General features: G+C 53.0%; 20 protein-coding genes, 2 tRNA genes, 1 pseudogene and 1 riboswitch. Of the genes and pseudogenes, 15 read left to right on the top strand and 8 right to left on the bottom strand.

What is annotated here, in order from left to right; genetic code table 11:
* Positions 1-27 precede the first annotated feature (27 nt).
* From ACI1P1_RS20940 to ACI1P1_RS20930, 3 genes are all read left to right on the top strand, one after another.
* A complete protein-coding gene (locus ACI1P1_RS20940) occupies positions 28-1,575 on the top strand; it encodes an extracellular solute-binding protein (RefSeq protein ID WP_416218389.1) in 1,548 nt (515 codons plus the stop codon).
* A gap of 245 nt (positions 1,576-1,820) precedes the next feature.
* A complete protein-coding gene (locus tag ACI1P1_RS20935; protein ID WP_416218388.1) occupies positions 1,821-4,133 on the top strand; it encodes an FAD-dependent oxidoreductase in 2,313 nt (770 codons plus the stop codon).
* A gap of 108 nt (positions 4,134-4,241) precedes the next feature.
* Complete coding sequence (locus ACI1P1_RS20930) at positions 4,242-5,285, top strand: LacI family DNA-binding transcriptional regulator (protein ID WP_416218387.1); 1,044 nt, start codon at positions 4,242-4,244, stop codon at positions 5,283-5,285.
* Positions 5,286-5,362: 77 nt separating this feature from the next.
* On the opposite strand, the gene ACI1P1_RS20925 is transcribed toward ACI1P1_RS20930, so the two are convergent.
* On the bottom strand, positions 5,363-6,202 hold the full coding sequence (locus ACI1P1_RS20925; protein ID WP_416218386.1) for an aldo/keto reductase: 840 nt from the start codon (positions 6,200-6,202) through the stop codon (positions 5,363-5,365).
* 272 nt (positions 6,203-6,474) lie between these two features.
* Here ACI1P1_RS20925 and ACI1P1_RS20920 point away from each other — a divergent pair, with 272 nt between their 5' ends.
* The gene (locus ACI1P1_RS20920) at positions 6,475-7,575 is read left to right on the top strand and encodes an acyltransferase family protein (protein WP_416218385.1); all 1,101 of its coding nucleotides are present in this window, start codon (positions 6,475-6,477) and stop codon (positions 7,573-7,575) included.
* 58 nt (positions 7,576-7,633) lie between these two features.
* On the opposite strand, the gene ACI1P1_RS20915 is transcribed toward ACI1P1_RS20920, so the two are convergent.
* Positions 7,634-8,368, bottom strand: coding sequence for an MBL fold metallo-hydrolase (locus ACI1P1_RS20915; protein WP_416218384.1), 735 nt, complete (start codon positions 8,366-8,368; stop codon positions 7,634-7,636).
* A 173-nt stretch (positions 8,369-8,541) separates the two neighbouring features.
* Between ACI1P1_RS20915 and ACI1P1_RS20910 the strand changes: the two genes are divergently transcribed.
* Positions 8,542-10,038: an FAD-dependent oxidoreductase gene (locus ACI1P1_RS20910; RefSeq protein WP_416218383.1), complete on the top strand. Its 1,497-nt coding sequence runs from the start codon at positions 8,542-8,544 to the stop codon at positions 10,036-10,038.
* Positions 10,039-10,052: 14 nt separating this feature from the next.
* On the opposite strand, the gene ACI1P1_RS20905 is transcribed toward ACI1P1_RS20910, so the two are convergent.
* On the bottom strand, positions 10,053-10,883 hold the full coding sequence (locus ACI1P1_RS20905; RefSeq protein ID WP_416218382.1) for a helix-turn-helix domain-containing protein: 831 nt from the start codon (positions 10,881-10,883) through the stop codon (positions 10,053-10,055).
* A 68-nt stretch (positions 10,884-10,951) separates the two neighbouring features.
* Here ACI1P1_RS20905 and ACI1P1_RS20900 point away from each other — a divergent pair, with 68 nt between their 5' ends.
* Both ACI1P1_RS20900 and ACI1P1_RS20895 read left to right on the top strand, forming a co-directional pair.
* Positions 10,952-12,178 (top strand): glycoside hydrolase family 130 protein, encoded by a 1,227-nt coding sequence (locus ACI1P1_RS20900; RefSeq protein ID WP_416218381.1) that lies wholly within the window; start codon positions 10,952-10,954, stop codon positions 12,176-12,178.
* A 144-nt stretch (positions 12,179-12,322) separates the two neighbouring features.
* Positions 12,323-13,087, top strand: a pseudogene (locus ACI1P1_RS20895) (Rpn family recombination-promoting nuclease/putative transposase); the annotation flags it as partial.
* Between the two features lie 108 nt (positions 13,088-13,195).
* Here the strand turns inward: ACI1P1_RS20895 and ACI1P1_RS20890 are convergent.
* Positions 13,196-13,269 (bottom strand) — tRNA-Pro (locus ACI1P1_RS20890).
* 222 nt (positions 13,270-13,491) lie between these two features.
* Between ACI1P1_RS20890 and ACI1P1_RS20885 the strand changes: the two genes are divergently transcribed.
* On the top strand, positions 13,492-15,279 hold the full coding sequence (locus ACI1P1_RS20885) for an ABC transporter ATP-binding protein (RefSeq protein ID WP_416218380.1): 1,788 nt from the start codon (positions 13,492-13,494) through the stop codon (positions 15,277-15,279).
* Entirely contained in the window at positions 15,276-17,030 is a 1,755-nt protein-coding gene (locus ACI1P1_RS20880) for an ABC transporter ATP-binding protein (RefSeq protein ID WP_416218379.1), read from the top strand. The genes ACI1P1_RS20885 and ACI1P1_RS20880 overlap by 4 nt, the downstream gene beginning before the upstream one ends.
* A 239-nt stretch (positions 17,031-17,269) precedes the next feature.
* Here the strand turns inward: ACI1P1_RS20880 and ACI1P1_RS20875 are convergent, their stop codons facing one another.
* Both ACI1P1_RS20875 and ACI1P1_RS20870 read right to left on the bottom strand, forming a co-directional pair.
* The gene (locus ACI1P1_RS20875) at positions 17,270-18,244 is read right to left on the bottom strand and encodes a DUF4062 domain-containing protein (protein ID WP_416218378.1); all 975 of its coding nucleotides are present in this window, start codon (positions 18,242-18,244) and stop codon (positions 17,270-17,272) included.
* 206 nt (positions 18,245-18,450) lie between these two features.
* A tRNA-Arg gene (locus ACI1P1_RS20870) sits at positions 18,451-18,524 on the bottom strand.
* Between the two features lie 173 nt (positions 18,525-18,697).
* On the opposite strand from ACI1P1_RS20870, the gene ACI1P1_RS20865 reads away from it, so the two are divergent.
* The 3 genes from ACI1P1_RS20865 to ACI1P1_RS20855 are packed head-to-tail and all read left to right on the top strand — an operon-like array spanning position 18,698 to position 20,759.
* The gene (locus ACI1P1_RS20865) at positions 18,698-19,072 is read left to right on the top strand and encodes a GntR family transcriptional regulator (protein ID WP_416218377.1); all 375 of its coding nucleotides are present in this window, start codon (positions 18,698-18,700) and stop codon (positions 19,070-19,072) included.
* Between the two features lie 57 nt (positions 19,073-19,129).
* Positions 19,130-20,029 carry an ABC transporter ATP-binding protein gene (locus tag ACI1P1_RS20860; RefSeq protein WP_416218376.1) on the top strand — a complete coding sequence of 300 codons (900 nt, stop codon included), beginning with the start codon at positions 19,130-19,132 and terminating at the stop codon, positions 20,027-20,029.
* Between the two features lie 31 nt (positions 20,030-20,060).
* Positions 20,061-20,759 carry an ABC-2 transporter permease gene (locus tag ACI1P1_RS20855; protein WP_416218375.1) on the top strand — a complete coding sequence of 233 codons (699 nt, stop codon included), beginning with the start codon at positions 20,061-20,063 and terminating at the stop codon, positions 20,757-20,759.
* A gap of 83 nt (positions 20,760-20,842) precedes the next feature.
* Here the strand turns inward: ACI1P1_RS20855 and tadA are convergent, their stop codons facing one another.
* Positions 20,843-21,307, bottom strand: a complete 465-nt coding sequence (gene tadA, locus ACI1P1_RS20850; RefSeq protein ID WP_416218374.1) for a tRNA adenosine(34) deaminase TadA — start codon at positions 21,305-21,307, stop codon at positions 20,843-20,845.
* 272 nt (positions 21,308-21,579) lie between these two features.
* A riboswitch (cyclic di-GMP riboswitch) is annotated at positions 21,580-21,678 on the top strand.
* A gap of 123 nt (positions 21,679-21,801) precedes the next feature.
* Here tadA and ACI1P1_RS20845 point away from each other — a divergent pair.
* The gene (locus ACI1P1_RS20845; protein WP_416218373.1) at positions 21,802-22,512 is read left to right on the top strand and encodes a PilZ domain-containing protein; all 711 of its coding nucleotides are present in this window, start codon (positions 21,802-21,804) and stop codon (positions 22,510-22,512) included.
* 26 nt (positions 22,513-22,538) lie between these two features.
* On the opposite strand, the gene ACI1P1_RS20840 is transcribed toward ACI1P1_RS20845, so the two are convergent.
* Positions 22,539-23,159: a LysE/ArgO family amino acid transporter gene (locus ACI1P1_RS20840; protein WP_416218414.1), complete on the bottom strand. Its 621-nt coding sequence runs from the start codon at positions 23,157-23,159 to the stop codon at positions 22,539-22,541.
* Positions 23,160-23,313: 154 nt separating this feature from the next.
* Between ACI1P1_RS20840 and ACI1P1_RS20835 the strand changes: the two genes are divergently transcribed.
* Entirely contained in the window at positions 23,314-24,747 is a 1,434-nt protein-coding gene (locus ACI1P1_RS20835; protein ID WP_416218372.1) for an aminotransferase-like domain-containing protein, read from the top strand.
* A 159-nt stretch (positions 24,748-24,906) separates the two neighbouring features.
* Entirely contained in the window at positions 24,907-26,007 is a 1,101-nt protein-coding gene (gene ychF, locus ACI1P1_RS20830) for a redox-regulated ATPase YchF (protein ID WP_416218371.1), read from the top strand.
* Positions 26,008-26,046: the final 39 nt, after the last annotated feature.

The following is a 26,046-nucleotide window of genomic DNA, read 5'->3' as shown; positions in this document are numbered from 1 at the left end:
CAAACCAACGAAAGAAGGGGTTCAAACATGGGTCAAAATAAATGGGGTCCCGCCTTGCTGTCTGCCGCCATCCTGGGAACACTGGCCGCCGGCTGCGGGAGCAGCTCCGAGCAGGCAGCCAATTCTCCCTCAACTGGTGCATCATCTGCCGCTTCGGCAAGCACTGCTCCGGCAGAGCCGTCAAAACCGGTGAAGCTGGAAATTATCCAGAATGCCAGCGGCCTGCCGGCAGCGGATAAGGATTTCATCAAGCAGGATCTGGACAAAGCGCTGAATGTGGACATTAACATGACTGCTTATGCTGCCGGCGATGATTACAAGAACCAGCTGAACGTGCGTATGGCCTCTGGCAATTTCCCCGACTTGTTCGGGGTGGACAAAGCGGCAATCAAGCAGTACATCCAGCAGGGACTGCTTTTGGACCTGACCCCCTATTTGGATAAAGAATTAAAGCCTGTTAAGGATTTTATCGGTGTCGACAGTATCAAAAAGGCCACCTTCGACGGCAAGGTATATGCCATTGCCAAAGCTCCGACCATCCCGTACTCCACCTTCTGGATCCGCAAGGACTGGTTGGATAAGCTGAAGCTGCAAACCCCGGCCACCTATGACGAGCTTCTGGCCGTATCCAAGGCCTTCACCGAGCAGGACCCTGACGGCAATGGCAAAAAGGATACCTTCGGTCTTACCGGCGGCAAGCTGGGCACCTTTGCTCCCTTCTTCGGCGGATATGGCGTTGGCTACTTCGCGGAATTCTACGTGAAGGACGGGAAAATCGTGAACTCCCTGTATGAGCCGGGAATGAAGGATGCGCTCACGATGATTAACAAATTCATCGCAAGCGGATCTGTAGATCCGGAATTGATGGCCAATACCGGCACCCAGCATTTGGAGAAGGCCATCAAGGGGCAGGCCGGCATTATCTATACAGATTGGGCCAGTATAGCCAAGGACCAGCCTATGGAGCAGATCAAGAAGGTCAATCCCAACGCCCAATGGGTTCAGTTGGCTCCCCCCAAGGGACCGGCGGGTGCCATAGAAAGCTCCTTTGACATCGGCAATGCCGGGGCGCTGTTCGCTCTTCCGAAAACGCTGGAGAAGGATCCGGTCAAGCTGAAGAAGGTATTCGAGCTGTTGAATTACGTGTCGGGCAAGGAAGGCTCCCAACTGGTGCAATTCGGGCAGAAGGGCAAACACTTCAACCTGGAGGGCGAGAAGGTGGTCCCTACCGAGCTGATGGGTAAGGAAGCGGGTTATACCTGGTTGTACCAGTTTACAGGCCGTCCCGAGCTCAGCTACCTGCAGGTGAAATTTGCACCGCAATCCGGTTATATTGATTTCGCCAACAAGCAGGAGCGGATCAAGGCGCTGAACGGGTTCTTGATCTCCCCCGACGGCTATAACCATGCGGATGCTATCCGATTTATCGAAGAGGAATTCACCAAATTTGCATATGGCAAACGTCCTATCAGCGAATATGACGCCTTCTTGAAGACGCTGGAAACCACCATGAATTATAAAACACTGTTGGATTCCGCACAAAAGCAGCTGCAGGCGCTGGGCTACGGCAAATAGAATGGAGAACGGCGGACTCCCGCATTGCTAACGCATGCAGGAGTCCGATATAAGCATACCAGCATTCAATTTGCTAAAAAAAAGAGGCAATAACTCTCTTTCCGGGTAAATTTTCGGATTGCGGAGCAAAACTAAACATGATAATATTTACTCGAGTAAATGACGAGGCCGCCGGTTCATAAAATCGAGTGGCCCTCTCATTCTCCGTATTTTTACTCGAGTAAATACAGGAGGTAATCAGGAAGATGAAAACCCTGAAGGAGCATTATGAAGTGGCCGTCATCGGAGGCGGTCTGGCCGGCTTTTGTGCGGCAGTGGCAGCAGCCCGGCATGGAGCCCAAACCTGTCTGATTCAAGACCGTCCGGTATTCGGCGGCAACAGCTCGTCGGAAATCCGGGTGACCCCCCACGGTGCGGCTTGCTTTCATGCTTATGCCCGGGAGACGGGGATTATTTCGGAGCTGCTGATTGAAGAGAGGGCCCGCAACCATGAGCTGATTATGGAGAACGGCTGGACCAATAGCGTGTGGGACATGGTTATGTATGATATGGCGGTGAAAACTCCTAATCTCACCTTCCATGTGAACACACCCGTTTCCCGCGTGGAAATGGATGGAAAACGACGGATCCGGACCGTGACGGGGCTTGTGGCCAATGCCGAAACAGAGCTTGTGGTGAGTGCCGATACGTTCATTGACTGCACCGGCGACGGTATTGTCGCCCATCTGGCCGGCTGCCAATGGCGCATGGGCTCGGAGGGCCGGGATGAATTCAACGAGCCCCATGCTCCCCTGGAGGCCAGCAAGGATACCATGGGCAATTCCATTCATTTTAAGGCTAAGAATATGGGCTATCCCGTTCCCTTCGAAGCTCCTGAATGGGCGGTAAAGTACGATCATCCGGACTTTTTCTATAAGCAGGGCCGTCCCCCCTATGATATCCGCGGCGGTTATTGGTGGCTGGAGATCGGGATTCCCTGGGACACCATTCATGACGCGGAGGATATCCGCCATGAACTTACCCGCCATACGCTGGGAGTATGGGACTGGATCAAGAACAAGGACCCGGAGACCCGGGAGCTGGCCGCCAACTATGCGCTGGATTGGATCGGGCAGGTCCCCGGCAAACGGGAATCACGCCGGATTATGGGCGAGTATTTCATGACCGAGCATGATGTGATGGGGCGCAGAGTGTTCGAGGATGAGGTGGCCTTCGGCGGCTGGTTCCTGGACCTGCATACGCCGGGTGGTCTCTTGGCCCCTACCAGCGAGCCCGATTCCGCGGCTGGTTACCAAGGGGATTACAATGTAAAAAGCTACTGCGGTCCCTACGGCATCCCGCTTAGCATCTGCTTATCCAAGGATGTAGACAATCTGATGATGGCCGGACGCAATGTCAGCGTGACCCATGCTGCGCTGGGAACGGTACGTGTTATGGGCACCACCGCTCTGATGGGCCAGGCGGTAGGCACAGCCGCTGCGCTGGCGCTTGCGGAGAAGCTGCCGGTGAAGGAGTATGCCAGAGACCACAGTGCTGCGCTGAAGCAGGTTCTTCTCCGGGACGGCTGTTACCTGCCTAACGGCCGGAACGAGGACCCGGACGACTTGGCCCGGGAGGCCAGGGTCAGCGCCAGCAGTGAAGCGGAGCTCTACGGAATGGGGCCGGATTTCCGGAATGCGGGGACCGTTCTGTTGAAGGGCTGGGGAGATACGAAGCCCAAGAAGCTGGATCTGGATAAGAAAGAGACGCAATGGAACCGTCTGGACGCAGCCCGTGGACAATGGATTGCGGTAGGAGGCGGAGCAATCCGCAAGCTGTCTGTATGTCTTCTGAACATATCGGATACGGTGCAAAAAGTGGGTGCAAGGGTTGTTCCGGTGGAAAATCTGTGGGATTACCGGTGCGATACGGGCTTCATCCTTGCGTCTACAGAGCTGTCCGTGCCGCCGGGCGGACCCCACTGGATTGAATGGAATGAGGATATTGAGGGGCTTATGCCTGGTTATGTGCGCTTGGATCTGGATGCCAACCCCGCCATAGACTGGGTGAGAGCCGGAGGTGTGGAGCCGGGACATGTTTCGGCCTGGGATATGGGCAATGGCCAAATGCGCAGCCAATTCCACGCTCACAGCTTTAAGATAGAGCCGGCCCAGCGGTGTTACGGCCCTGAGAATGTTCTGAGCGGCGTAACCCGTCCCCGGGAATCGGTCCATCTGTGGCGGTCCGACCCCCGTCAGCCCTTATCCCAATGGTTGGAGCTGGATTGGAGCCGTGAGGTGGAGATTCGGGAGATTGAGCTAACCTTCCCCGGGCATCTGCTGACGGAATACCATAATTACCCGCCCTTCTACCGAGATCCCCAATGTGCCAGGGATTACAGCATTCTGGCGGATGATGGCGATGGCTTCCGGGAGATTCTGCAGGTGAAGGGCAACTACCAGCGACAGCGGAAGCATGTGCTAAATACGCCGGTTCAGTTGTCTAAGCTCCGGGTGGTGATCCACGCTACCAACGGCGACCCGTCAGCCGCCATCTACGAAATCCGCTGCTATTCGTAAGGATTGCATTTTCCCCGGAAACGGATAGACTTAGGATAAGCAGCCCTGTCCTGTACCGTGCTTAAGCGGGGACCGGGGAACAAGCAATGGAACAGCAAGGAGAAGGATATGGCAACTCGCAATGATGTGGCGCGGCTGGCAGGAGTGTCCGTGGCTGTTGTGTCGTATGTGCTGAACAATAAAAGCTTCGTCAAGGAGGAGACCCGCCGCAAGGTACTGGCGGCCATGGAGGAGCTGGGCTACACGCCCAACCTGACGGCCCGCAGCCTGAAGACCCGCAAGAGCGGCCAGTTGGCTGTGCTCACCAATTTCATCGGCAATCCCTTCGAGGCGGGGATTCTCCTGCATTTGGAGGAAGCGGCCCGCAAGCATGGCTATATGATTGCCTACCGGAGCTATGACGCTGACCGTGAGCAGGAGCTGCTGGCCCAATTGGCCGGTCGTGTGGATGGCATTGTTCTGCTGGGGCAAAGCTTGAAGGAAGAGACACTGGCTTCCTTCCGGAAGAAGGGCATTCCCGTGGTATCCGTCATGGCCCCCGGGAAGGCCAGCGCCAACGTCCATATTATTGATGTGGATTGGGCTGCTGCTTACCGTCAGGTGGTGGCGGAGCTCATCCGACTGGAGCACCGTCATATAGCGTATATTGGGCCTGGAGTGCTGTCTGCTCCGCTTTATCCGCGTATGAGGTCCTTCGCAGCAGCGGTGGAGGAAATAGCGCCGGACGTTACACTCCGGTGTGATTGGCTGGAAGATGGGGGACGCTACGAGTCCGCCCGGGAGCATCTGCTGGAGCTTCCGGCAGAACCGGCATTCACTGCCCTGGTTTGCGCCAATGACTTAACGGCCATCGGAGCTTGCTCCGCTTGCCGGGAGCGGGGCTGGGCCGTGCCGGAGAAGCTTTCCATCATCAGCTCGGAGAACATCCTGATGGTCAGCGAAACCCATCCGCCCATTGCCACTCTGGATTATCCCCGGGAGAAGGCCGCTCATCAGGCCATGGAGCTGCTGCTTCGGCTGATCGAGGAGCCGGAGCTCACCGCTCCTGATTCCCTTGTGCCGGAACCGGCAGCGGAAGCTCCAAAGGAGATACAGCTCGCAGCCTCCTTCCTTCCCCGGCCCAGTCTGGCGCAGGCGCCACGGCTTCCCTAATAGCGGAACCAAACAATAGCCCCATCCGATTGCCGCAGAATATACGGCAGGAGGATGGGGCTTTTTGCTGCACATGCCTAGAATTCCTCATACACCGCCGGGTCCTGATCCTGCAGCCGTCCGTCGGCCCGGGTCAATCCGTTGATCAAAGCCATTTCCTCCGGTGTCAGCTCAAAATCGAACACCTCCAGGTTCTCCTGCTGATGCTCAGCAGAGCGTGCCCGGGGAATCGGCAGGGCACCCAGCTGGATATGCCAGCGCAGCACTACCTGGGAGGGAGTTTTGCCATAACGCCGGGCAATTCCGGTGATTTCCGGCTGCTCCAGCATACCGGTGCTCCGCCCCAAGGGGCTCCAGGATTCTGTAACAATCTGCTGCTCCTTATGCCACTTCCGCAGCTCCTCCTGATTGAAGTACGGGTGCAGCTCAATTTGATTCAGGCTGGGTTTCACGCCCGTTTCCGCCACCAGCCGCTCGATATGCTCCGGCAGGAAATTGCAGACGCCGATGGAGCGGACATAACCCCGTTTTTTCGCCTCGATCAATGCCTGCCAGGCTTCCACATAGAGATTGATCCGCGGATTGGGCCAATGGATCAAATACAGGTCATAGTAGTCCAGACGGCCTCGATACAGAGATTCCTGAACAGTTTCCAGCGCTTCCTGGTAGGCGTGGCGTTTGCCGGGCAGCTTCGAACAGATCACGAGCTCGTCCCTTGGCACGGAGGCCTGCCGGACTGCCTCTCCCACTGTCCCTTCGTTCTCATAGCGGAAAGCGGAATCCAACAGACGATAGCCCAGCTCAATGGCGCTTTTTATGCCGGCTACCCCGGCTTCGCCCTTCAAGCTGTAGGTTCCAAAACCGATTGCGGGAAGGGTGAGTCCGTCATGTAATGAGAGATTTGGAATGGTGTGCATCGGTGAATCGCTCCTTCCAGTGAGTGTTAAAGCTTGTATTTGCGCATCATTACATTATAACCACCCTGGAGGCGGTTGGCTGGGTACGTGGAACTAAAAACGCGAAAAAGGATTGACAAACTGTATCGTCAGATACATACTGTATCAAATGAAAGAGAAATAATTCCATTCATGATACAAAATGTAACAATAATAGGGGGTCCCCATATGCAACAAGCCAATTGGAATGTAGAGGTTTTTGGAAAAACCAATTAGAGGAGGCGTAAGGTTTTATGATTAGGGAAGTTTTTTTTCTCCGGGCCATCGCTTGTTTAAGTATTGTTCTGGGTCATTCCATCTCCTCATCCTTGAATTGGTACCCCTTTCTGGATACAGAAAGGGGAGCGGCCCTCAATGTATGGAAAACGGTGACGGAGCTTTTGTTGTTTGGCACACCTATGTTTGTGTTTATCTCCGCCTTGGTCCTGTCCCATGCTTACCCTCAGGGCACGCCGGAGGGTTTTTTGGTGAAAAGAACCAAGTACATTCTGGTTCCTTATGTCATTATGGGTGTTTTTTATGCAGCGATGGCCTGCGCCATTGAGGGCTCCTTCAGTCCCCTGCTGGTGAAAATATGGCAGAATATCGTGCTGGGGCAATTTCATGGATATTTCATTCTGATTATCTTCCAGTTTTACCTGCTCCATATTGGGTTTCACAGGCTGGTGAAGGCCATTCCCTTCCGGCGGCTGCTTCCTTATTCGTTGTTGATCAATGCAGGTTATTTACTGATCGTTGCCCTTCTTTGGCAAAAGGTTTCGCTTCCTGTCAGCGTATGGTGGCTGCCCTTCTTCGCCTGGATTTTCTATTATGTGCTGGCTTGCCATGTGGGGCAGAATCTGGATTGGTACCGGCGCAAGCTGAGTCCATACAGGCTGCACCTTTTTATTGGAAGTGCAGCAGGAGCGGCAGCAGTGCTGCTGTCGGCACAGACAGGCCTGTTCCCGTTTGGCTCCAAGCGTGTGGATGTGCTGGTGTATACGGTGCTGCTTTGTTTCTTTATCTTCGCGCTGACGGCTAAGGCAAGGTTTGTTCCCCGTTGGCTGGAGACGGTGAGCTCCTATTCCTTCGGCATCTACTGGCTTCATGTTTTCTTCATTGCGGTTCTCCATAAGGCCTTCAAGGTTCTGCCCCAGGGCATCCGTGTGCATTGGAATCTATCGGTTTATATCCTGTATCTGTCCGTATCGGCACTAGTGCTGTCCATGGTTTCCACCTACCTGCTGACTCGCCACCCGGCCGGGGAGTTTATAGTAGGCAAGCTGGGTGTAACCACCCGTGGCAAACGGATACGCAATCCGGCTGCCGACCAGCATTTAACGGTGGCGAAATAAAGAGTGGCGGCCCGTCCGCTTCACAAAAAAATCCGCAGAGTCTGCGGATTTTTTGTTGTTAAACGGTGAGCTGCATGCCGGGCTCAGGGAGAATAATCTCCCTTCCGAATTCGGCTGCGGCTTCTTCCCGGAGCAGGCTGAGCTCCCCAAAATGGGGGAGATGGGTGAGCACCAGCCGTTTGGCTCCTGCCTTGGCTGCCAACCGGGCTGCCTCCGCAGCTGTCATATGTCCATAACGCGCTGCCTCCTGCCCGTTGTAGAAGGAGCTTTCCGCAATGAGCAGGTCTGCGTCCTGAAGCCAAGGCAACAGAGCCTCGTTATAGCGGGTATCGGCTGTATACACCAGCACCCTGCCCTCTGCTTCAATCCGCATCCCCAGGCAATAGCCGTCATGGTCCGTCTGGAAAAAACGGAGACGTAGCCCGTTCTCCTCCGTCAGGCTGGCGGTATGGGAAATTCCCTCCGCATAGGTCCCTTTCATTTCCTTCAACGGCCAATCCCCCTCCCTCTCCCGCGGCAGCAAAATCCGCAAGGGCCGCTGCCGCTTCATCAGGTCGGTTTCCACAAGGCAGGCGTACTGCAAACACCCCAGATCGGCTACATGGTCGTGATGGTGATGGCTGATGACAACCGCTGACAACTCGCTCAGCGGAACAAAACGCTGCAGCGCGCTTAAGGCTCCGCTGCCGCAGTCCAGCAGAAGCTGCCGGTCCCCTGCTTCCAGCAGGTAAGAGGCACTGGCTTCCCCTGCAGCGGGATAAGCGCCCCAGCGTCCAATAATCCTCACTTTCATGGTCAAACCTCCTTATGGCTTTCCTCCTATTTCCTCTACCTTAGCAGGATACAGGCAACAATGCAAAAACAGTAAGATTCATCAAACGAAAAAGGAAGATCCATCATTCACGCCCTATCTGCAGGAGATTTATAATCATATTTGTAGGGAAGGTCAATATGAGGAGGGGTAACGTGGGACAGGATATACAAGCGGATATTGTCATTTACGGAGGTACGGCTGCAGGCATTATGGCGGCTGTCCAAGCCCAAAAAATGGGCAAAAGCGTAGTCGTAATCGAACCCAGTAACCGGATTGGCGGTTTGACCACCGGAGGATTGGGAGATACGGATGTAGGCATGAAGGAAGCCATCGGGGGTTTGTCCTTGGAGTTTTACCGGCGGGTCGCCCGGAAATATGGGGAGGGCGGGGCACGTTGGCTGTTCGAACCCAAGGTAGCGCTTGAGGTGCTGCAGGAGTTTGTGGCGGAACACAGCATCGACGTTGTGTATGGGGAGCGGCTTGAGCTTAAAGGCGGGGTGGAGAAGCGTGGAGCCACCATCCAATCCATCCGTATGGAATCCGGGAAGATCTACCGGGGCAAGGTGTTTATCGACGCCACGTATGAGGGGGATCTGCTGGGCAAATCCGGCGTTGCCTATTTTGTCGGCCGGGAGTCCAATTCCCAATACGGGGAGACCTTAAACGGCATTCATCCCGGCAATGAGCTGCCCGGCGGGATTGATCCCTATGTGGTCAAAGGGGTACCGGAAAGCGGTTTGCTGCTGCGTGTGAATCCGGACCGGGGCGGAGATATCGGCGATGGGGACACCAAGCTGCAGGCCTATAACTTCCGCATGTGTCTGACGAATAATCCGGACAACCGCATAGAGATTGAAAAGCCGGAGGGATATAACGAAGCGGATTACGAAATTCTGTTCCGGGCTATTGAGCAGGGGCAAAGCACCAAGTTCTTTAAGTTGAACCTGGTCACCCCGGATAAGACAGATTCCAATAATAACAGCGGCATCTCCACGGACTATAACGGGATGAACCACAGCTATGCCGAGGCAGATTACCAGACACGGGAACAAATCTGGAGGGAACACCTGGTTTATCAGCAGGGGTATGTCTGGACCATCCAAAACCACCCGCGTGTGCCGGAGGAAATCCGTGCGGTCTATAAGCCGTGGGGATTGCCCCGGGATGAATTTACCGAGACTGGCCATTGGACTCCCCAGCTGTACGTCAGAGAGTCCCGCAGAATGGTAAGCGATTATGTGGTGACGGAGCACGTGGTCCGGCTGGAAAACCCGGTGCCGGATTCCATCGGGATGGGCTCCTTTGCCATGGACTCGCATCACACTCAATACTATGTGAATGAGGACGGGCATGTCAGCACAGAGGGCGGGTTTTATATCAAATTGAAGGCTCCTTATCCCATTAGCTACCGGGCGGTTGTCCCGAAGGAAGCGGAATGCACCAATCTGATCGTACCCGTCTGTGTCTCCGCTACGCATGCGGCCTACGGTTCGATCCGGATGGAGCCGGTCTTTATGATCCTGGGGCAATCGGCTGCCGCCGCGGCTTCACTGGCGTTGGATGGGGACGGCATCGTCCAGCATGTGGAATACAGCGAGCTGCAGGCGGTGCTTGCGGAAGAGCATCAGGTTTTGAAAGTAGAGGGCTAATCCAGGAGGCTGCATCAATCTGCCTGGAACCGAAACCCGAACTGACGCCGGTACTCCCCCGGGGGGTGTCCGAACCGCTGGCGGAAAACCCGGCAGAAGTGGGGGTAGCTCTGAAAGCCTGTTTTGTCGGCAATCTGCTCCAGGGCCTGATTGCTGTAGAGCACCTGCTGCTGCGCAAGCTTCAGCCGGACATCGATACAATAGGCAAACAGCGATTGGCCAAAAGCAGCCTTGAACAGGTAGGAGCAGCGGGAGACGCTTAATCCCACAGAAGCGGATATTCGCTCCAAGCTGAGAGGTTCATGGGCATGATGTTCGATATATTGCTTCAGCTGATACGCGGTATCCGCTCCTTTGGTGCGCTGCTTGAGGCGGATGACCTGCTCCAATGTCAGACAAAATGTCCGCAGGAGGTAATCCATAATTTCCTCCTGGTTGTGCATCACTTTTTTCTTCTCGCTGATCATATGCTTCCACAAGGTAAGGACTGTATCGTCAAAGCCGATATTCGTTTTGGCGGGCAGGCTTTTATCCTTCCACCAGGCGTCCAGCCATTCTCCGTTGCCGATCAGAAAATAGTCTGCGACCGGCTGGATCTCCTCTGATTCCGGGGCCTTCCGGGGTTGCACGATAAGCTCATAGGGCTCTTCCGGTGTATAGACCAGCAGGTCTCCCGGAACAATGGTCTCGTATTTGCCCGCCACCAGGGCGCGGCAGGTGCCTTCCGCCTGCAGCCGGAACAGATAGGAGTTCAGCCCGTTTTGGTACTGGACGGAGTGGGGCTTCGTGTGGATGAAATAATTGGCATACAAAACATTGCATTGGGGTGGGCCTGACTTCGTCACGGGCACGTTCCCCCCTCTCCCGTTTAGTTGAAATATGTTTGTACTTAATATGTAACACAGGAGGAGCTATGAAGCCAGAATTTCGCTATTTAAACAAACCGGCTCTTGAGCCAGTCCCCGGATGTGCGTGGGCGGAAAAAATGGTGTTGAACCCGGCTATTATCAAGGACCCTGACTCGGATGACATTCATATGCTCTTCCGGGCAACCGGCCCTTGGGCGCAAAAAAGAAGGGAAGGCTGTCACGATCCTTACCCGATTTTTTTGGGCTATGCCATAAGCAAGGATGCAGGGGAAACCTGGGACGCAGACTTCTCCAGGCCCGCTCTCGCTCCGGCATTGGGTTATGATGAGCATGAGCTGTATGTCACGGACATTTACGGCCGGAAGGTGCGCAATTATGCCAACGGCTGTGTGGAGGATCCGCGGATCTTTTATGTCGGGGAGGAGCTGTATGTGTCGGTGGCCTGCCGCCCGTTTCCTCCGGGTCCTTATTGGCTTGGCAGCCAGCAGCCTCCGGTGCAGACACGTTTCGAATATGTGCCGGCTTGGATATTCGAAGGGGATGGGGAGGAACCGTTTATTCAAGCGGCCCGGGCCAATGATACGGTCGCTGTTCTCTACAAGCTGGATTTGCATGAATTGAAGCAAAGAAATTACGAAGGGGCCTTCCAGTATGTGGGCCCGCTTACGGAGGGACATGTCAGTGATAACCGCGATGTGTTCCTGTTCCCCCACAAAATGAAGGTGAAGGGGAAATGGCAGTATGTCATGCTGCATCGGCCGATGAATGTCCTTCCCTTCCAAGGAGGAGCGGAGGCGGGTAAACCCTCCATTTATTTGGCCGCTGCGGAGACCCTTGCTGATTTTGCCTCGCCCCGGGCGGAACATAAGCTTCTGGCTGCCCCGCTTTTTGACTGGGAGGAGAATCGCGTGGGGGCAAGCTGGCCGCCGTTAGCTCTGGGGAATCGGGAATGGCTGGTCCCTTATCATGCGAAAAAAGATGTGCAGTTCGGATATACCCAATCCTTCATGATTATAAGGGAGCAGGCGGATGACTTCCCAGTGGTGATCCACCGCTGCTCTGACCGTCTCATGTATGCGCAACGGGAGTGGGAGCTGCCCTCGGATTACCCGACTCCTTGTCTGTTTACCACTGGAGGCGTTATCATAGGGGAGGATCTGGTCATGTCTTATGGCGCGGCAGATCAAAAGGTGGGTATTTCCTGGGTAAACTTTATGGATTTAGTGGCGTATATCCGGGAATTTGACGAAGTTGGCAAGCGGATGGGGTAAGGGTTTGACCGGATACAATAAACAAGGGGAGCCTCCTAGCAGGAGCTCCTTTTTTTGTTTTATATATATGAGCACGTTAGCCCGAGATCTAGCTGTATTGCCGGATATTTTGATATAATGGTCCTAAAGAATGGAGTTGGCGATTTCACAAAAGCGGGAGAGCCCCCGCTGCAGGAAATTATCCTGATGAACCCGTATACCCAGAAGGACGATCCGCTCGACAAACAATCCATTTTTGATGTGTACGCGAAAACAACAGAGGGTAAGCTGATAGATATTGAGATGCAGCTCTTCAACAAATATGACATCGAGAAAAGGACGCTCTTTTACTGGAGCAAGCGGTATTCCAGCCAGCTCCAGGAAGGTGAAAAGTATCAGGAATTGCAGAAATGCGTCACCATCAACATTCTGAACTACTCCATCCTGCCCAATGACCAATATCATAATGTGTTTCACCTTCGTGAGGACCAGACGCTGATCCCGCTGATTGACGACATCGAGATTCACTTTCTGGAGCTAGCTAAGCTGGATGAGGTCATTCCCTCCCAAGGTGGATTGGAGAACTGGCTGTTGTTTCTGAAAGGTGTGAGCAAAGAGTATTGGGAGGTGCTAAAGATGAATGAACCGGGTTTGGAGAAGGCAATGGATACCCTGCAATACTTGAGCCAGGATTCGGAGGCCCGCCGTTTGTATGAGGCCCGCCAGAAATACTTGCATGATGAAGCGTCCATGCTGGAAGGGGCGAGGCAGGCCGGGATGAGGGCCGGAATGCAGGAGGGAATCAAGGAAGGAATCAAGGAAGGAACCAGAGAAGTGGCTAAAAATATGCTAACTTTGGGCTTGGACATCGCCACCATAGCCAAAGCCACCGGATTATCTGAGCAGGAAATAGTTGCATTGAAAAAATAAAATATAAAGGGAGCTTCCTTAGCCGGAGCTCCCATTTTTGTTCGAATAATGCGTAAAACAAAAGAGCCGCAAGGGCGTTAACCCTTACGGCTCTAAGCATTTCCACTATCGAGACGACAGGATTTGAACCTGCGACCTCTTGCTCCCGAAGCAAGCGCTCTACCAAGCTGAGCCACGTCTCGTCAATGTTGCACCGGGACAACCCCAGGACAGCGACAAAGACTATTATACCAAAAAAGCAGCCAATGTCAATTGGAATTTACTGAATCATAACTGCCTATTCAACACCGTCTTTGTACTGAACAAGGGAAGAATAAAGTTCCATTATAGTAAAAAATAAAATGGATTTGAAAAAAACGGCTTGGTATAATTTGAACAACTTTCCTAAAGAACGAGGTTACACTATGAGGACTAAAAAACCCATTCAGTGGGGATCATTTCGCGTCATTGCGCCTTATGCAGGGCGGTATAAGCTGTGGATGACAATCAGCATTGCAGCTTCCCTCGTGAGCGCAGGCACTGATGTGCTTGCCGGCTATGCCATCCAATATTTAACGGATTCAACCATGAACGGGGCCTGGCTGTGGGGCAGCCAAACGATTCTTTCTGTAATTCTCCTGGTCGCAGCGGCGGTGCTCGCCAAGTATTATTCCAGCTTCTACTCGGGGCGTTTCGGCTTCTCCCTAGCGAGGGATGTCCGGGATGCAGTTTCAAGCCGCTTGGAGCATATGCGGATAGCCGATCTGGACGGCCAGTCCGGCCGGATCGTAACCAGGCTAACCAGCGATGTTAATACGGTACAGACCTTTATGCAGGATGTGTTGCCAAACTGCTTGTATCAGACCATTGTGTTTCTGGCAACCTTCGGTTACTTAACCTCTCTGAATTGGAAGCTGTCTGTTACTGCAGTTGCTTCAATCCCGCTGACCATCTACCTTGTTGCGTTCTTAAGTAAGCCTATCGGCTCCTACAACAAAGGAGAACAGGAAGGAAAGGAGCTGATGGCTGAGGTTGCGCAGGATGCCACCGGCGGCATCTATATCGAGAAAGTATACAGGCTGCAGGAGCAGTTGAAGCTAAGGTTTGACGTAGGCTCCGACATGGCCCTTAAGTACTCGGTGCTCCGACAGAAGCGTTATTCCTATCTTATCCCGCTTTTTTCCGTGGTTCGCTGGATTCCGCTTGTAAGCTGCTCCGTGTATGGCGGTTTTCTTACCTTTGCAGGCGAGCTGACCACAGGAAGCCTGCTGGCTTTTATTTTCCTCCTGAACTATTTGGTGAATCCATTGACAATGGTGCAATCTGCAATCGGCGATTTTTACGGTGCTTCTGTTTCGGCGCAGCGGATCGGTGAACTGCTGGCAGTACAGGGGGAGGAAGAGGGACACAGCAGCTTTCGGACGAAGACGCCAACTGAAACTGGAAGTGACGTTATTGCTTTTGATGACGTGTTCTTCGGCTACAACGAGGACAGGCGAATTTTGCAGGGAGTGAGCTTCCGCGTGGAGGCGGGCAAAAAAGTAGCATTTGTCGGCGGCTCTGGCAGCGGTAAGAGCACCATGCTTCAATTAATCTGCGGCTTCCATGAGCCGCAATCAGGCAGGATCAGCGTGTATGGTGAAGATCTAAAGCATTGGTGCCTGGAGGCGGCGCGGGAGCAGCTGTCCCTTGTGTCGCAGGACGCGTTTTTATTCCCCGGGACGGTAGCGGACAATATTGCTTACGGCAAGCCTGGCGCCGCCATGGAGGAAATTGTGGAGGCAGCGCAAATGGCCAATGCCCATGCATTCATCATGGACCTGCCGCTAGGCTACGGCACACCCATCGGGGAGCGGGGCGTTCTGCTGTCCGGCGGCCAAAAGCAGCGGCTTACCATCGCCAGAGGCATTTTGAAGAATGCTCCGATTCTGCTATTGGATGAGCCCACATCGGCGCTTGACGTTCAGTCGGAAGCCCTCGTACAGGATGCGCTGGAGCGGTTTATGGAAGGACGGACGGTTATCATGATTGCCCACCGTTTAAGCACAATTAAGAATGCCGATGAAATCATCGTCATGCATGAGGGGTTAATTGTCGAACAGGGCACACATGAGGACCTGCTGGCCCGCGGAGGGTTTTACTTGAAGCTATATGCCAAACAGATGGGGCATACGGATGAGATACAGGCATGGAGAACCGGAGGCGTAGCATGATCGGGTTTATAAGAGAGTTAATTCGGGCCATGTATTTTATGAAACCGCGGATATGGAGTTTTTTGTCCGGAATATTCGGATTGGCGGTGGTTAATGCTGCTGCATCGCTGGCTGAATCGATCATGATCAAATACATCATTGATGCTTCCGTTCAGCGGGATATGCTGCTGTTGGGGCAAGGACTTATGATGTTTGCCGCCGCTGTTGCGGCAATGCTTATCCTGATTCCGATTTTTCAATTTATGTATAACCGCTGCGCCAAACAAGGCTTGGCCGATGTACAGAAGGCGGTGTTTGAGCATAGGGGCAAGCTGCCGGTGAGTTATTTTGAGAAGCATCACAGCGGAAGCCTCGTCTCCAAAATCCTGAATGACGCCGGGCTGATGGCCTCCCTCTATACAGGCAGATTGCAGCGGCTGATAAGCCCTATTGTGTTTGGCCTGCTTGCTGTTTTTCCTATGCTTATCTTGGACTGGCGTATTTCTTCGGTGCTGCTTGCCATAAACAGCTTATCCTTGTATGTAAATACGAAGTTCTCCAAGCCCATCCGGCGCTTAAGCGGTGATATTCAACAATCCCTGCGGGAAATGACGGAGCATCTGCTTAATCTGCTTGCCGGCATTCATGTGATTAAGCTGTTCAAGATCGGTCCTGCCATTCACCGCGGCTTTGCCGGCAGCAATGCAGAGAATAGCCGGCTGAACATACAGCGGAAACGTCTAAGCGCGGCACTTTCCTCCGTGAATACGCTGCTTGGGTTGGTGAATAATCTCGGCTTGATGTTTGTTGGGGCGTATATGGTATCGCGTGGGTGGACCTCCTTCGGTACGCTGTTCGCGCTCATGAATATTCAGCGGCGGCTCAATCAATCCTTCCTGCAGGTCGGCTATAACATACCCGAGGCTCAGGACAGCTTGGCCGGTGCGGAGCGCATCTTCCAGTTCCTTGATAAGCCTGAGGAGCCGAAGCTGTATCCGATGACGGATGCTTCTGCGGATGATCCGTATATTGAGATGCGGGGAGTGTCGTTTGGCTACGGGGATCGGGGGCCGGTGCTGGATAGGCTGTCGCTGGCTGCTGCCAAAGGGCAAACCGTCGCGCTGGTGGGCTCCAGCGGCAGCGGGAAAAGCACGGCGATGAAGCTGCTGCTCGGCTTTTATCCGCCGTCGGAGGGCATGATTTCCATAGCGGGCCGTTCTCTTGGCCAGCGAAGCCTGGAGGAGCATCGCAGCCTCATCTCTTATGTGCCGCAGGATGCTTACGTTTTTAATGGAACCATTGGCGATAATATCCGGTATGGCAGCGTGGATGCGGCGCAGGATCAGATCATCGAGGCCGCGAAGGCTGCTTTCGCACATGATTTCATTATGCAGCAGCCGCAGGGTTATGACACCATAGTCGGTGAGAGGGGAAGCAGGCTGTCCGGCGGACAGAAGCAGCGGATCGCAATTGCCAGAGCGTTCCTGAAGAATTCTCCGATTCTGCTATTGGATGAAGCAACCTCCGCACTGGATTCCGAATCCGAGCAGCAGGTGCAGGATGCCCTGGTACAGCTTATGCAGCACCGGACAACAGTCGTTATTGCCCATCGGCTTTCCACCATCGAGCATGCCGATGTCATTTATGTGCTGGATGGAGGCAGAGTGGCGGAATCCGGCAAACACGAGGAGCTGCTTGCCGGAAGCGGCTTGTACCGCGTTTTGTACGAAGCTCAATTTAAGCAGGCGGTGGATGGCAGGGTGGTCTCCTGACAGGCAAAGGACTCCGTACATACTCCATTCAAAATAAAAAACCGGAAAACCCTGATGAGTCTGGGTTTCTCCGGTTTTTCTGTATCGTTACGCACAATTATTGAAATAAGGAACGTCCCCGAGAGGATTCGAACCTCCGACCTGCAGTTTAGGAAGAAGTTGACTGACTCTTTCAAGTATATCCACTCTTCATCAAATGTCACCTTATTTTTACCTAAAAGGAAGTTTTATTAAAATCCTTATACAATTTCAGTCTCATCTTTTATCTTTAATCTTTGTAATTCAATCATTTTAAGAAATTCAAATCCAACTTTAGAGGTCTGAATTTTTTCGAATCTGACTCCGGCCACCTTTACCTTTTCCAATAAACCATATGTCATAAGTAAGGGAGCTAACTTAAAATAAAGATATTTAGCATCATTACTCATTGGGTTATTATTCGTAACCCCAGTTGCATAATAAGTTTTAGTCTTTAAGAAGGTATCAAGCAAAGTTCGAATCTCTTCTTCTTTAGAACCAAAAAAATCTCTAGGAATTGTTACTTTAGTTGATCCTAATAATTTTATAAGTTCTTCAAATGGTACTCCTTGAAAAAGTGTAGCCTCTGATTTTTTAGTTTGTTTGTCTAGCTGTTTTTTTAGATTTTCGATTTCTTTTTGAAGACGAGAGTTGGCGTTTAAAATCTCCTTCACATCAGGGATATCACTTCCATGCACCCAACCGTATAAATCAGTTTGACTGGAATATTCACCCATCTTTGGATATATTGCTAAAGCGATATCTTTTTCATCATTATATAATTTACACATTTTGCTTAGGACATCTTTACGAAACTCTCTGTACTTTGCCTCGTTTTTCGTCTCCATGACAGACATTCCGTGCCTTTTTACTTTCTCTTCAAGAGCTTCATCAGAAATAACAATAGCAAATCTGGGTTTACCTATCTGTCCGGCGTATTCATATTCCCAATGTGTATAACTTACACCGGAACTTTCGTCGATTGTCCCATATCTTCCACCCAAAATTAAAAGATAAACATCTGATTCATCTATCCATTTTTTGATTGTGTCTTTCTGGCTTTGATCTCCTGCTGTAAATAACTCCATACCAGCCGGTATATGCCCTGCATTTAAAATAGCTTGAACCGCGGCTTGTCGTTCTGACTTTAAGTCTTCATATGTTGAAGAAACAAAAACTTGTAATTTCTTTCTCATTTCTCAACCGCTCCCCCATATAATGTATCTTCCATTAATAGATTAACAATTCCAGTATTCTACATGGAATAATATACAACATATATCAGCAGCAATAAACATTTTGTTCCCAACCCGTTCCCAATAGACGATTCTGTACTTTATTAGCACTTATGAGAAAAAAGAAAAAACCCTTACGCCGTAAGGGTTTTTAGCTTGTTCAGATACGTCCCCGAGAGGATTCGAACCTCCGACCTGCAGTTTAGGAAACTGTCGCTCTATCCTGCTGAGCTACGGGAACGCGTGAAGACCATTATAACATAAAGCGTAAACAATAGGAAAGGGTTGGGCCATTTTTTGCGGCGGGACAGAGGATAGTGGTTTGGCAGGAATAAGCATTGACACTGTGTATAAACACGCATATACTGTACATATAATAACATACACAGTATGCACGGATACGAGGTGGCTTCGTTGTACATTGTTTTATCCAATAGTGATCCGGCTCCCTTGTACGAGCAAATCAAGAAGCAGGTGGTGGAGCAGATTTTGGAGGGTGTGCTGCCCTCGGGGATGATGCTGCCTTCCATTCGCGCATTGGCCCGTGAACTGGAGATCAGCGTGATTACGGTGAAGAAGGCTTATGAGGATTTGGAGGCGGACGGATATATTGCCACCAAGCAGGGCGTGGGCTCCTATGTAGCAGAAGCGGGAGCGGAGTTTGTCCGGGAGACGAAGCTGAAGACGGTCCAGCAGTCCTTCGAGAAGGGAATTGCCGGCTGCCGAGAATTGGGGATGGATGAAGAGGAAATTCTCCGGATTTTCCGGCTGTTGATGGAAATGGATTAATCTGAGCTGCCTTGCGGATAATCAAGGTTGTGTTTGGAATAAGGAGGAATGGTGCAGATGGAAGAGATGATTCTGAGAATGAAGGATGTCACCAAGCAGTATCCCGCCTTCACCCTGGACCGGGTATCGTTGGATATTCCCCGCGGTTATATTATGGGGTTTGTGGGAAGGAACGGAGCGGGCAAAAGCACAACCATCAAATGTATGACGGATATCATCCGGACTGATTCCGGAGAAATGGAATGGTTCGGCCAAGCCGGAAGCAAGATGCCCTTAGAGATGAAGGAGCGTATCGGCTATGTAAGCGAGGAGCCCGCTTTTTATGAAGAAATGACAGTGGAGTGGACGGGAAATTTTGTCGGGGGCTTTTACCGCAAGTGGGAAGAGGCCCTATTCCGCAAACTGCTGAAACGGTTCCAGGTGGACCCTAAGAAGAAGATTAAGGAGCTGTCCCGGGGGATGAAGGTGAAGCTGTCCCTCGCATTGGCCATGGCCCATCATCCGGAGCTGCTGATTCTCGACGAACCTACCTCCGGTTTGGACCCGGTGATCCGCAGCGAGCTGCTGGACGTGTTCCGGGAGATCATCCAGGACGAGCGGGCCTCCATCTTCTTCTCCTCCCACATCACGTCGGATATTGAGAAGGTGGCGGATTACATCACGGTTATCCATAACGGGAGGATTGCTGCCAGCGGTGACAAGCTTACGGTGCTGGATCAATGGAAATTGGTGAAGGCGGACAACCGGTACCTGGGTCCGCGGCTGGAGCGTCTATTGGCGGGAATGAAACGCGGGGAATTCGGCTTCAGCGGCATGACCCGCGATATCCGCGAATTCGAACGCGAGTGGAAAAGAAGCTTCCCGGCAGCGGACTATAAGGTGGAGAAGCTGACCCTGGATGAAATGCTGGTGCGTATGGCGGGTGAGGAAGAGGAGTTTATGGAGCAGCACGGATAACAAGTTTTGAATTCCTGGGAGGGAGACTGTCATGAAGCAGTTGATTTTGAAGGATTTTGCCATACAGCGACGGTCGGCGTATATGTTTTTTGCTATGGGCCTGCTCTTTTTCTTCTATATGACGGCCATGGACCAGCATAATATGATCAGTGTTATGATGCCGGTTTTTGTGATTGTGTACAGCTTCATTAACCGGTCCATGCACGAGGATGAAAAAAACCACGCCACCCGGCTGCTGATTTGCCTGCCTGTGCCGCGAGCTACATTAGTCAAAGCTAAATATGCCAGTGTGGTGCTGCTCGCTCTTGGGTCCACCGCTGTACTTAGCTTAATAGGGATAGTGGGAGGGGCATTGTCCTTCGAGACGCACGAAGATCGGGTTGTCAACTTGCTGATCGCCGCAGTTGTTACTTGTTGCTATAGCTTGCTAGTTTCAATTTTAATTCCAATGGTGTACAAAATGGGTGTTGCTAAGGCACAGGTTTATAATCGCTTTTTCTTTATGGGCCTTATTCTCTTAGGGGGGAGCTCCGGCGCAATCCTGTCGGCTGTCCGTTCCCGGTTCGATTTTTCCGCTGGGCCACCTGCCTGGCTGCAACGCATCTGGGATGCATTGGAGAAAATCAGCCCATATGTGTGGATTATCGGGTTATTTTGCCTGGCAGTGTTGATGTTCTTAGTCTCCCTCCGATTGTCCATCCGTTATTTCGAAAAACGGGAGGATCTTTAATCCCGATCCCATTTACACAAACAAATCATTTACACACAAAAAACCGCTCACCGGGCCTAAAAGCCGTACAGAGCGGTTTTTGCTTATCCGGGTTTGTTCTTGCCGCGCAGCCTGCGGAAAAAAGCGGTAAGCATACCGCCGCATTCCTCACGCAGCACCTCGCCTACCAGCTCCACCCGGTGATTGAACCGGTCCTCCTGCAGCAGGTTCATCAGGGTGCCGGCACAGCCGGCCTTGGGATCGGGTGCTCCGTATACGACGGTGGGAACACGGGATTGCACAATGGCCCCGGCACACATGGGACAGGGCTCCAGCGTAACGTACAGAGTACAATCCAACAGCCGCCAAGACTGCAGACGGGTGCTTGCCTCCCGGATCGCGATCATTTCCGCATGGGCAGTGGGGTCCAGAGTGGTTTCCCGCAGATTATACCCGCTGCCTACAATTTCCCCCTGCCGCACAATAATAGCCCCGATAGGCACTTCTCCCAGGCTTTCCGCCTTGTACGCTTCTTCCATTGCCCGGCGCATCCAGTATTCATGATCCATGAAAATCCACCTCCGTTATGGATAAGAAACCGAACATGTTTTCGATCTTGTGCACAGCCTGTGGATAACTTTGTGGATAGATGTGAATAACCGCCTCATTTTTCCACATCTTATTCTAATCGTCCCCAGATGAAATCACAATCACCCCTTTTTTATTCACAAAAAAATGACTTTGTGATGGATTGAAAACATTCTTGAAAACCCGTATACTATTTTCATAGAAGAAAACAAGGGTCCAAAGTGCTAGAAGGATTCCCAATTGCCCAACGTAATACGACAAAAGGCAAACTATTCCGAAAGGATAGGACGCAAAGCCTAGGGTCTACGGTATGTTCACTCCGGTGGAATGCTAGGATCGCCTGGTTACCGAATATCACCGGGGCGTAAGCAAGCTGTATCGATAGAGCTGCTTCCGACGGAGGCGGCTTTTTGTCATTTTATCGCATCTCCCAGCAAGGGACGCCCTACAATTCATAGAAAGGCTGGTGACGTTAATGAGCCGGGTCGAAGCGAAGAAGAAGCAAGTCGGTTTTACTGAGGTGAAGGAGGTTCCTTCCTCCACTATCCTGGTCCATTGCAGAACCGTTGTGGAAAAAAGCGGCTTTGTCTCCACGGGGATTATGACTCATGTGGAGGGGGATTTGCTGGAGATTGAAATCAGCGACTCCAACCGTTTTGTCCTAGGGGAGAATGTGAGGCTAACCGTGTACACGCCGGCCGGCATGTATCTGATTCCTTCTACGATTGTGGGCAAGGATACGGGATCGCTCATGATGATCAATCCCCCGGAGAATCAGCGGAAGTTTAATGAAAAGCGGATGTTCCCACGGGTGGAGATCAGCAAAAGCGGGAAGCTGGCCGCCTGGAAACGCAAGGGGGCTATCGGTATCTTTGAGGAAGCGGACCAATTGATGGCCATTGATATCAAAAATATCAGCCTGAGCGGTATCGGGTTTACGCTGCCGGATCCTTTCCGGCTGGAGGAGCACACGGAGCTGAAGCTGGAATTGGAGCTGGGCAGCCTCATTGCCTGCACCGCCAAGGTGGTCCGGATGGAAAAGGGAATCGGCAGCACCTATTATGGTGCCCAATACGTGGAGATGGAGGATGTGAAGATAAACACCCTGCGGGCGTTTATTCTGCGGGAACAGATTACGGCACTCTCCACCTCCAAAAAAGAGGCCAATAAGCGGACTTTTAAATAGAGAGCTTTTAAATGGGAAAACCCACGTTACAGCATGCGGGTTACCGCCGTGTACAGCAGACCCAAGCCGATGCCGGCAACAATTACCGCGGAGACTTTATTCAACAACAGAGTCAGCCTGCCGGATGGATCCCACCGGCCTGCCAGACGGCCCGCCAGAGCCAGCGCTGCAAACCACAGCCAGGACACCACAATGCATGATAAAGCGAACACCAGACGGTCGGCTCCCGCATATTGAAGAGAGGCGCCGCCGATTACCCCGATGGTATCCAAGATGGCATGAGGATTGAGCAGGGAGACAGAGGCAGCGAAGGCGATCTGCCTGCGGCCGGAATAAACAGCCGCTTCGCCGGAAGCGGAGCCGGGCTGCTTGCGCCACAAGGAAGCCCCCATGTACAGCAGGAAAATGGAGCCTGCGGCCATTAATAGTGTCTCCAGCCAGCTGTTATTGAGTACGGCCAGAGACATACCCGCTACCGCCAATCCGATGAGAAGCGTATCACAAACCGCCGCGGTAAGCACCGCCGGCAGAGCCTTGCGGAAGGATTGCTGAAGGGCCCCCTGTTGAAAAATAAACACATTCTGCACCCCCAGAGGCAGAATCAGGCCCAGGGCCAGAATAAAGCCGTGAATAGCTGAAGAAGCCAATTGAACCGACAACCGGAGCACATCCTTTCTGTTTGGTAGAACATTTTCTATGAAACAGATTGTATAGCAGGGTTGTTTTTTTGTCTCCGGCCAAATGGATGGTTGGAGAACCAGCCAAATTGGGAGATAATACATATAAACAGGGGGGAGCACAATGGACTGGAAGCCGGACCGGTATGGGGAGCTGTCCTTGCAGGAGCAAATTGTCCGCTATTTCAAGGAGGGTATACTGCGCGGAGAGTGGACGGTGGGGGCTCGTCTGCCCTCCCAGCGCATTCTGGCACGGCTGTGGCAGGTGAACCGCAGCACGGTGGCACAGGCCATGGCCGAGCTGGCAGCACTGGGGCTGGTTGAGGGACAAACGGGCGGGGGCACCCGGGTGGTCAACGAATCATGGAGCCTTCTGGCCGCCCCGCCAACGGATTGGGGCCAGGTGGCGGAGAGCGGGCGCCATCAGCCCAATTTGCCGGTGATCCAGACCATTAACCGGATGGAGGCCGACCCCGGCATCATCCGGTTGGGGACGGGGGAGCTGGCGCCGGAGTTGCTTCCCGGCCGTGAGATGGCCCGGCTCCTGCAGGAGGGAGCCAAACGTCCCGTCGCCTTGGGCTATGAAGAGCCCAAGGGCAATCCCGCCCTGCGGCGGCGGATTGCGGAACGCCTGCAGGAGAGGGGCATTCATGCCACCGCCGATTCCGTACTGGTGGTTTCCGGCGCACTCCAGGGCCTTCATCTGATTGCTGCAGGCCTGATGCGGCCCGGCTCCACTGTATTGGCGGAGAGCCCGTCATACCTCCATTCCGTGCAGGTATTCCAATCTGCGGGTATCCGGCTGGAGGGAGTCCCTATGGACGAGGCGGGCCTACGTGCCGGATTATTGGAGCGGTACAGCAAGCAGTACCAGGCGGCTATGCTGTATACTAACCCCACCTTCCATAATCCCACAGGCAAGGTGATGAGCGGAAGCAGGCGGAAGGAGCTTCTCCAAACCTGCCGGGAGCTCCGGCTTCCCATTATCGAGGATGATGTGTATGGAGACTTGTGGCTGGACGAACCGCCTCCGCCCTCCCTCAAAAGTCTGGACAACCACGGAGACGTACTATATGTAGGCAGTCTCTCCAAGTCCGTCAGCCCCGGGCTGCGAATCGGCTGGGTGGTGGGTCCCCGCACGGCTATTGACCGGCTGGCGGATATCAAGATGCAGATCGATTACGGAGCCAGCTCCTTGTCCCAATGGGCGGCCTTACAATGGCTGGAGGACGGCTGGCATGAGCGCCATCTGGAGCAGCTCCGCGGCCAGCTTCGGAAGCGAAGGGCGGCCGCCGCGGCGGCGCTGGACCGGGAGTTCGGCGGGCTGGCCCGGTGGAGCATCCCCGGCGGAGGCTTCTACATCTGGATGGAGTTTAACCGCAGCCTGCCCATGAAGCAATTGTTCGACGCCGCTCTCCGGGAGGGAATTCTGCTGAATCCCGGTATGGTCTATGGTTCGGAGGAAAAACCCTGTCTGCGGCTTTCCTACTCTTATGCTTCGTTGGAGGAGCTGTCCAGGGGGATTGGGATATTGGCCGGACTGGTCCGCCGGCTTTAAAAAAGCGATACTGGGCTGCCGCTTTTCCCATCCTCTGTATATTTCCTCCATAAATGCAAAAGGTTTATTTTATTTCTCCTGCCCGGAAGTGTATAATATAAAGGTTAAACTGTGGTATCCTTTTATACAAACTAACAATAGTCTAGGAGTTGTTTATAGATGGCGTTAAAAGCAGGTATTGTCGGGCTGCCCAATGTGGGCAAATCGACGTTGTTCAATGCAATTACCCAAGCCGGGGCGGAATCCGCCAATTACCCGTTCTGCACCATTGATCCCAATGTGGGCGTAGTAGAAGTGCCGGACGAGCGTCTCCAGAAGCTGGCCGAGATTGTAACTCCCAACCGGATAGTGCCCACCGCTTTCGAATTTGTCGATATCGCCGGTCTTGTGAAGGGCGCCAGCAAGGGTGAGGGCCTGGGGAACAAGTTCCTGGCTCATATCCGTGAGGTGGATGCGATTGTTCATGTGGTGCGCTGCTTCCAGGATGAGAACATTACCCACGTGTCCGGCAAGGTGGACCCGCTTAGCGATATCGAAACCATCAACCTGGAGCTGATCCTGGCAGATGTGGAAACGGTGGAGAAGCGTCTGGAACGGTCCCGCAAGAATCTGAAGGGCGGCGACAAGAAGGTAGCCCTTGAGGTGGAAATGCTGGAGCGGATCAAGGAAGCTCTGTATAACGATCAGCCCGCCCGCAGTGTGGAGTTGACGGATGAGGAAAGGCTGATGGTGCGGGATTTCCACCTGATTACTATGAAGCCGGTGCTGTACGCCGCCAATGTCAGCGAAGGGGAAGCGGCCAACGCCGACGGCAACCCTTACGTGCAGATTGTGCGGGAATTCGGCGCCAAGGAAGGTGCCGAAGTGGTGCCGATCAGTGCCAAGGTCGAATCCGAAATCGCCGAGCTGGAGGGTGAGGACAAGGCCATGTTCCTGGAGGAGCTGGGGCTGTCCGAATCCGGGTTGGACCGTCTGATCCGCGGCGCGTATAAGCTTCTGGGCCTGTACACGTACTTTACGGCAGGGGTACAGGAGGTCCGGGCGTGGACTATCCGCAAGGGCATGAAGGCTCCTCAGGCTGCCGGTGTGATCCACTCCGACTTCGAGCGCGGGTTTATCCGGGCGGAAGTAGTAGGCTACGAGGATCTGACCGTCAACGGCTCCATGAACGCCGCCAAGGAAAAAGGACTTCTGCGTCTGGAAGGCAAGGAATATGTAGTACAAGATGGCGATGTTATGCACTTCCGGTTTAATGTGTAGGGCATGTCTTCAACATAGCCTGGCCGGATCAAATATACG

It is taken from the genome of Paenibacillus mesotrionivorans (assembly GCF_046098205.1).
Classification (GTDB): domain Bacteria; phylum Bacillota; class Bacilli; order Paenibacillales; family NBRC-103111; genus Paenibacillus_AR; species Paenibacillus_AR mesotrionivorans.
The sequence above is the reverse complement of the archived record's forward strand: the minus strand, read 5'-3'. Positions and strand labels throughout refer to the sequence as shown.

Excerpts from the sequence above, each read along its gene's own strand:
- ACI1P1_RS20880 (WP_416218379.1), top strand. The coding sequence starts at position 15,276 with ATGATCGGGTTTATAAGAGAGTTAATTCGGGCCATGTATTTTATGAAA.
- ACI1P1_RS20835 (WP_416218372.1), top strand. The coding sequence starts at position 23,314 with ATGGACTGGAAGCCGGACCGGTATGGGGAGCTGTCCTTGCAGGAGCAA.
- ACI1P1_RS20940 (WP_416218389.1), top strand. The coding sequence starts at position 28 with ATGGGTCAAAATAAATGGGGTCCCGCCTTGCTGTCTGCCGCCATCCTG.
- ACI1P1_RS20860 (WP_416218376.1), top strand. The coding sequence starts at position 19,130 with ATGGAAGAGATGATTCTGAGAATGAAGGATGTCACCAAGCAGTATCCC.
- ACI1P1_RS20920 (WP_416218385.1), top strand. The coding sequence starts at position 6,475 with ATGATTAGGGAAGTTTTTTTTCTCCGGGCCATCGCTTGTTTAAGTATT.
- ACI1P1_RS20900 (WP_416218381.1), top strand. The coding sequence starts at position 10,952 with ATGAAGCCAGAATTTCGCTATTTAAACAAACCGGCTCTTGAGCCAGTC.
- tadA (WP_416218374.1), bottom strand. The coding sequence starts at position 21,307 with ATGGATCATGAATACTGGATGCGCCGGGCAATGGAAGAAGCGTACAAG.
- ACI1P1_RS20885 (WP_416218380.1), top strand. The coding sequence starts at position 13,492 with ATGAGGACTAAAAAACCCATTCAGTGGGGATCATTTCGCGTCATTGCG.
- ACI1P1_RS20915 (WP_416218384.1), bottom strand. The coding sequence starts at position 8,368 with ATGAAAGTGAGGATTATTGGACGCTGGGGCGCTTATCCCGCTGCAGGG.
- ACI1P1_RS20930 (WP_416218387.1), top strand. The coding sequence starts at position 4,242 with ATGGCAACTCGCAATGATGTGGCGCGGCTGGCAGGAGTGTCCGTGGCT.
- ACI1P1_RS20935 (WP_416218388.1), top strand. The coding sequence starts at position 1,821 with ATGAAAACCCTGAAGGAGCATTATGAAGTGGCCGTCATCGGAGGCGGT.
- ACI1P1_RS20845 (WP_416218373.1), top strand. The coding sequence starts at position 21,802 with ATGAGCCGGGTCGAAGCGAAGAAGAAGCAAGTCGGTTTTACTGAGGTG.
- ACI1P1_RS20855 (WP_416218375.1), top strand. The coding sequence starts at position 20,061 with ATGAAGCAGTTGATTTTGAAGGATTTTGCCATACAGCGACGGTCGGCG.
- ACI1P1_RS20875 (WP_416218378.1), bottom strand. The coding sequence starts at position 18,244 with ATGAGAAAGAAATTACAAGTTTTTGTTTCTTCAACATATGAAGACTTA.
- ACI1P1_RS20925 (WP_416218386.1), bottom strand. The coding sequence starts at position 6,202 with ATGCACACCATTCCAAATCTCTCATTACATGACGGACTCACCCTTCCC.
- ychF (WP_416218371.1), top strand. The coding sequence starts at position 24,907 with ATGGCGTTAAAAGCAGGTATTGTCGGGCTGCCCAATGTGGGCAAATCG.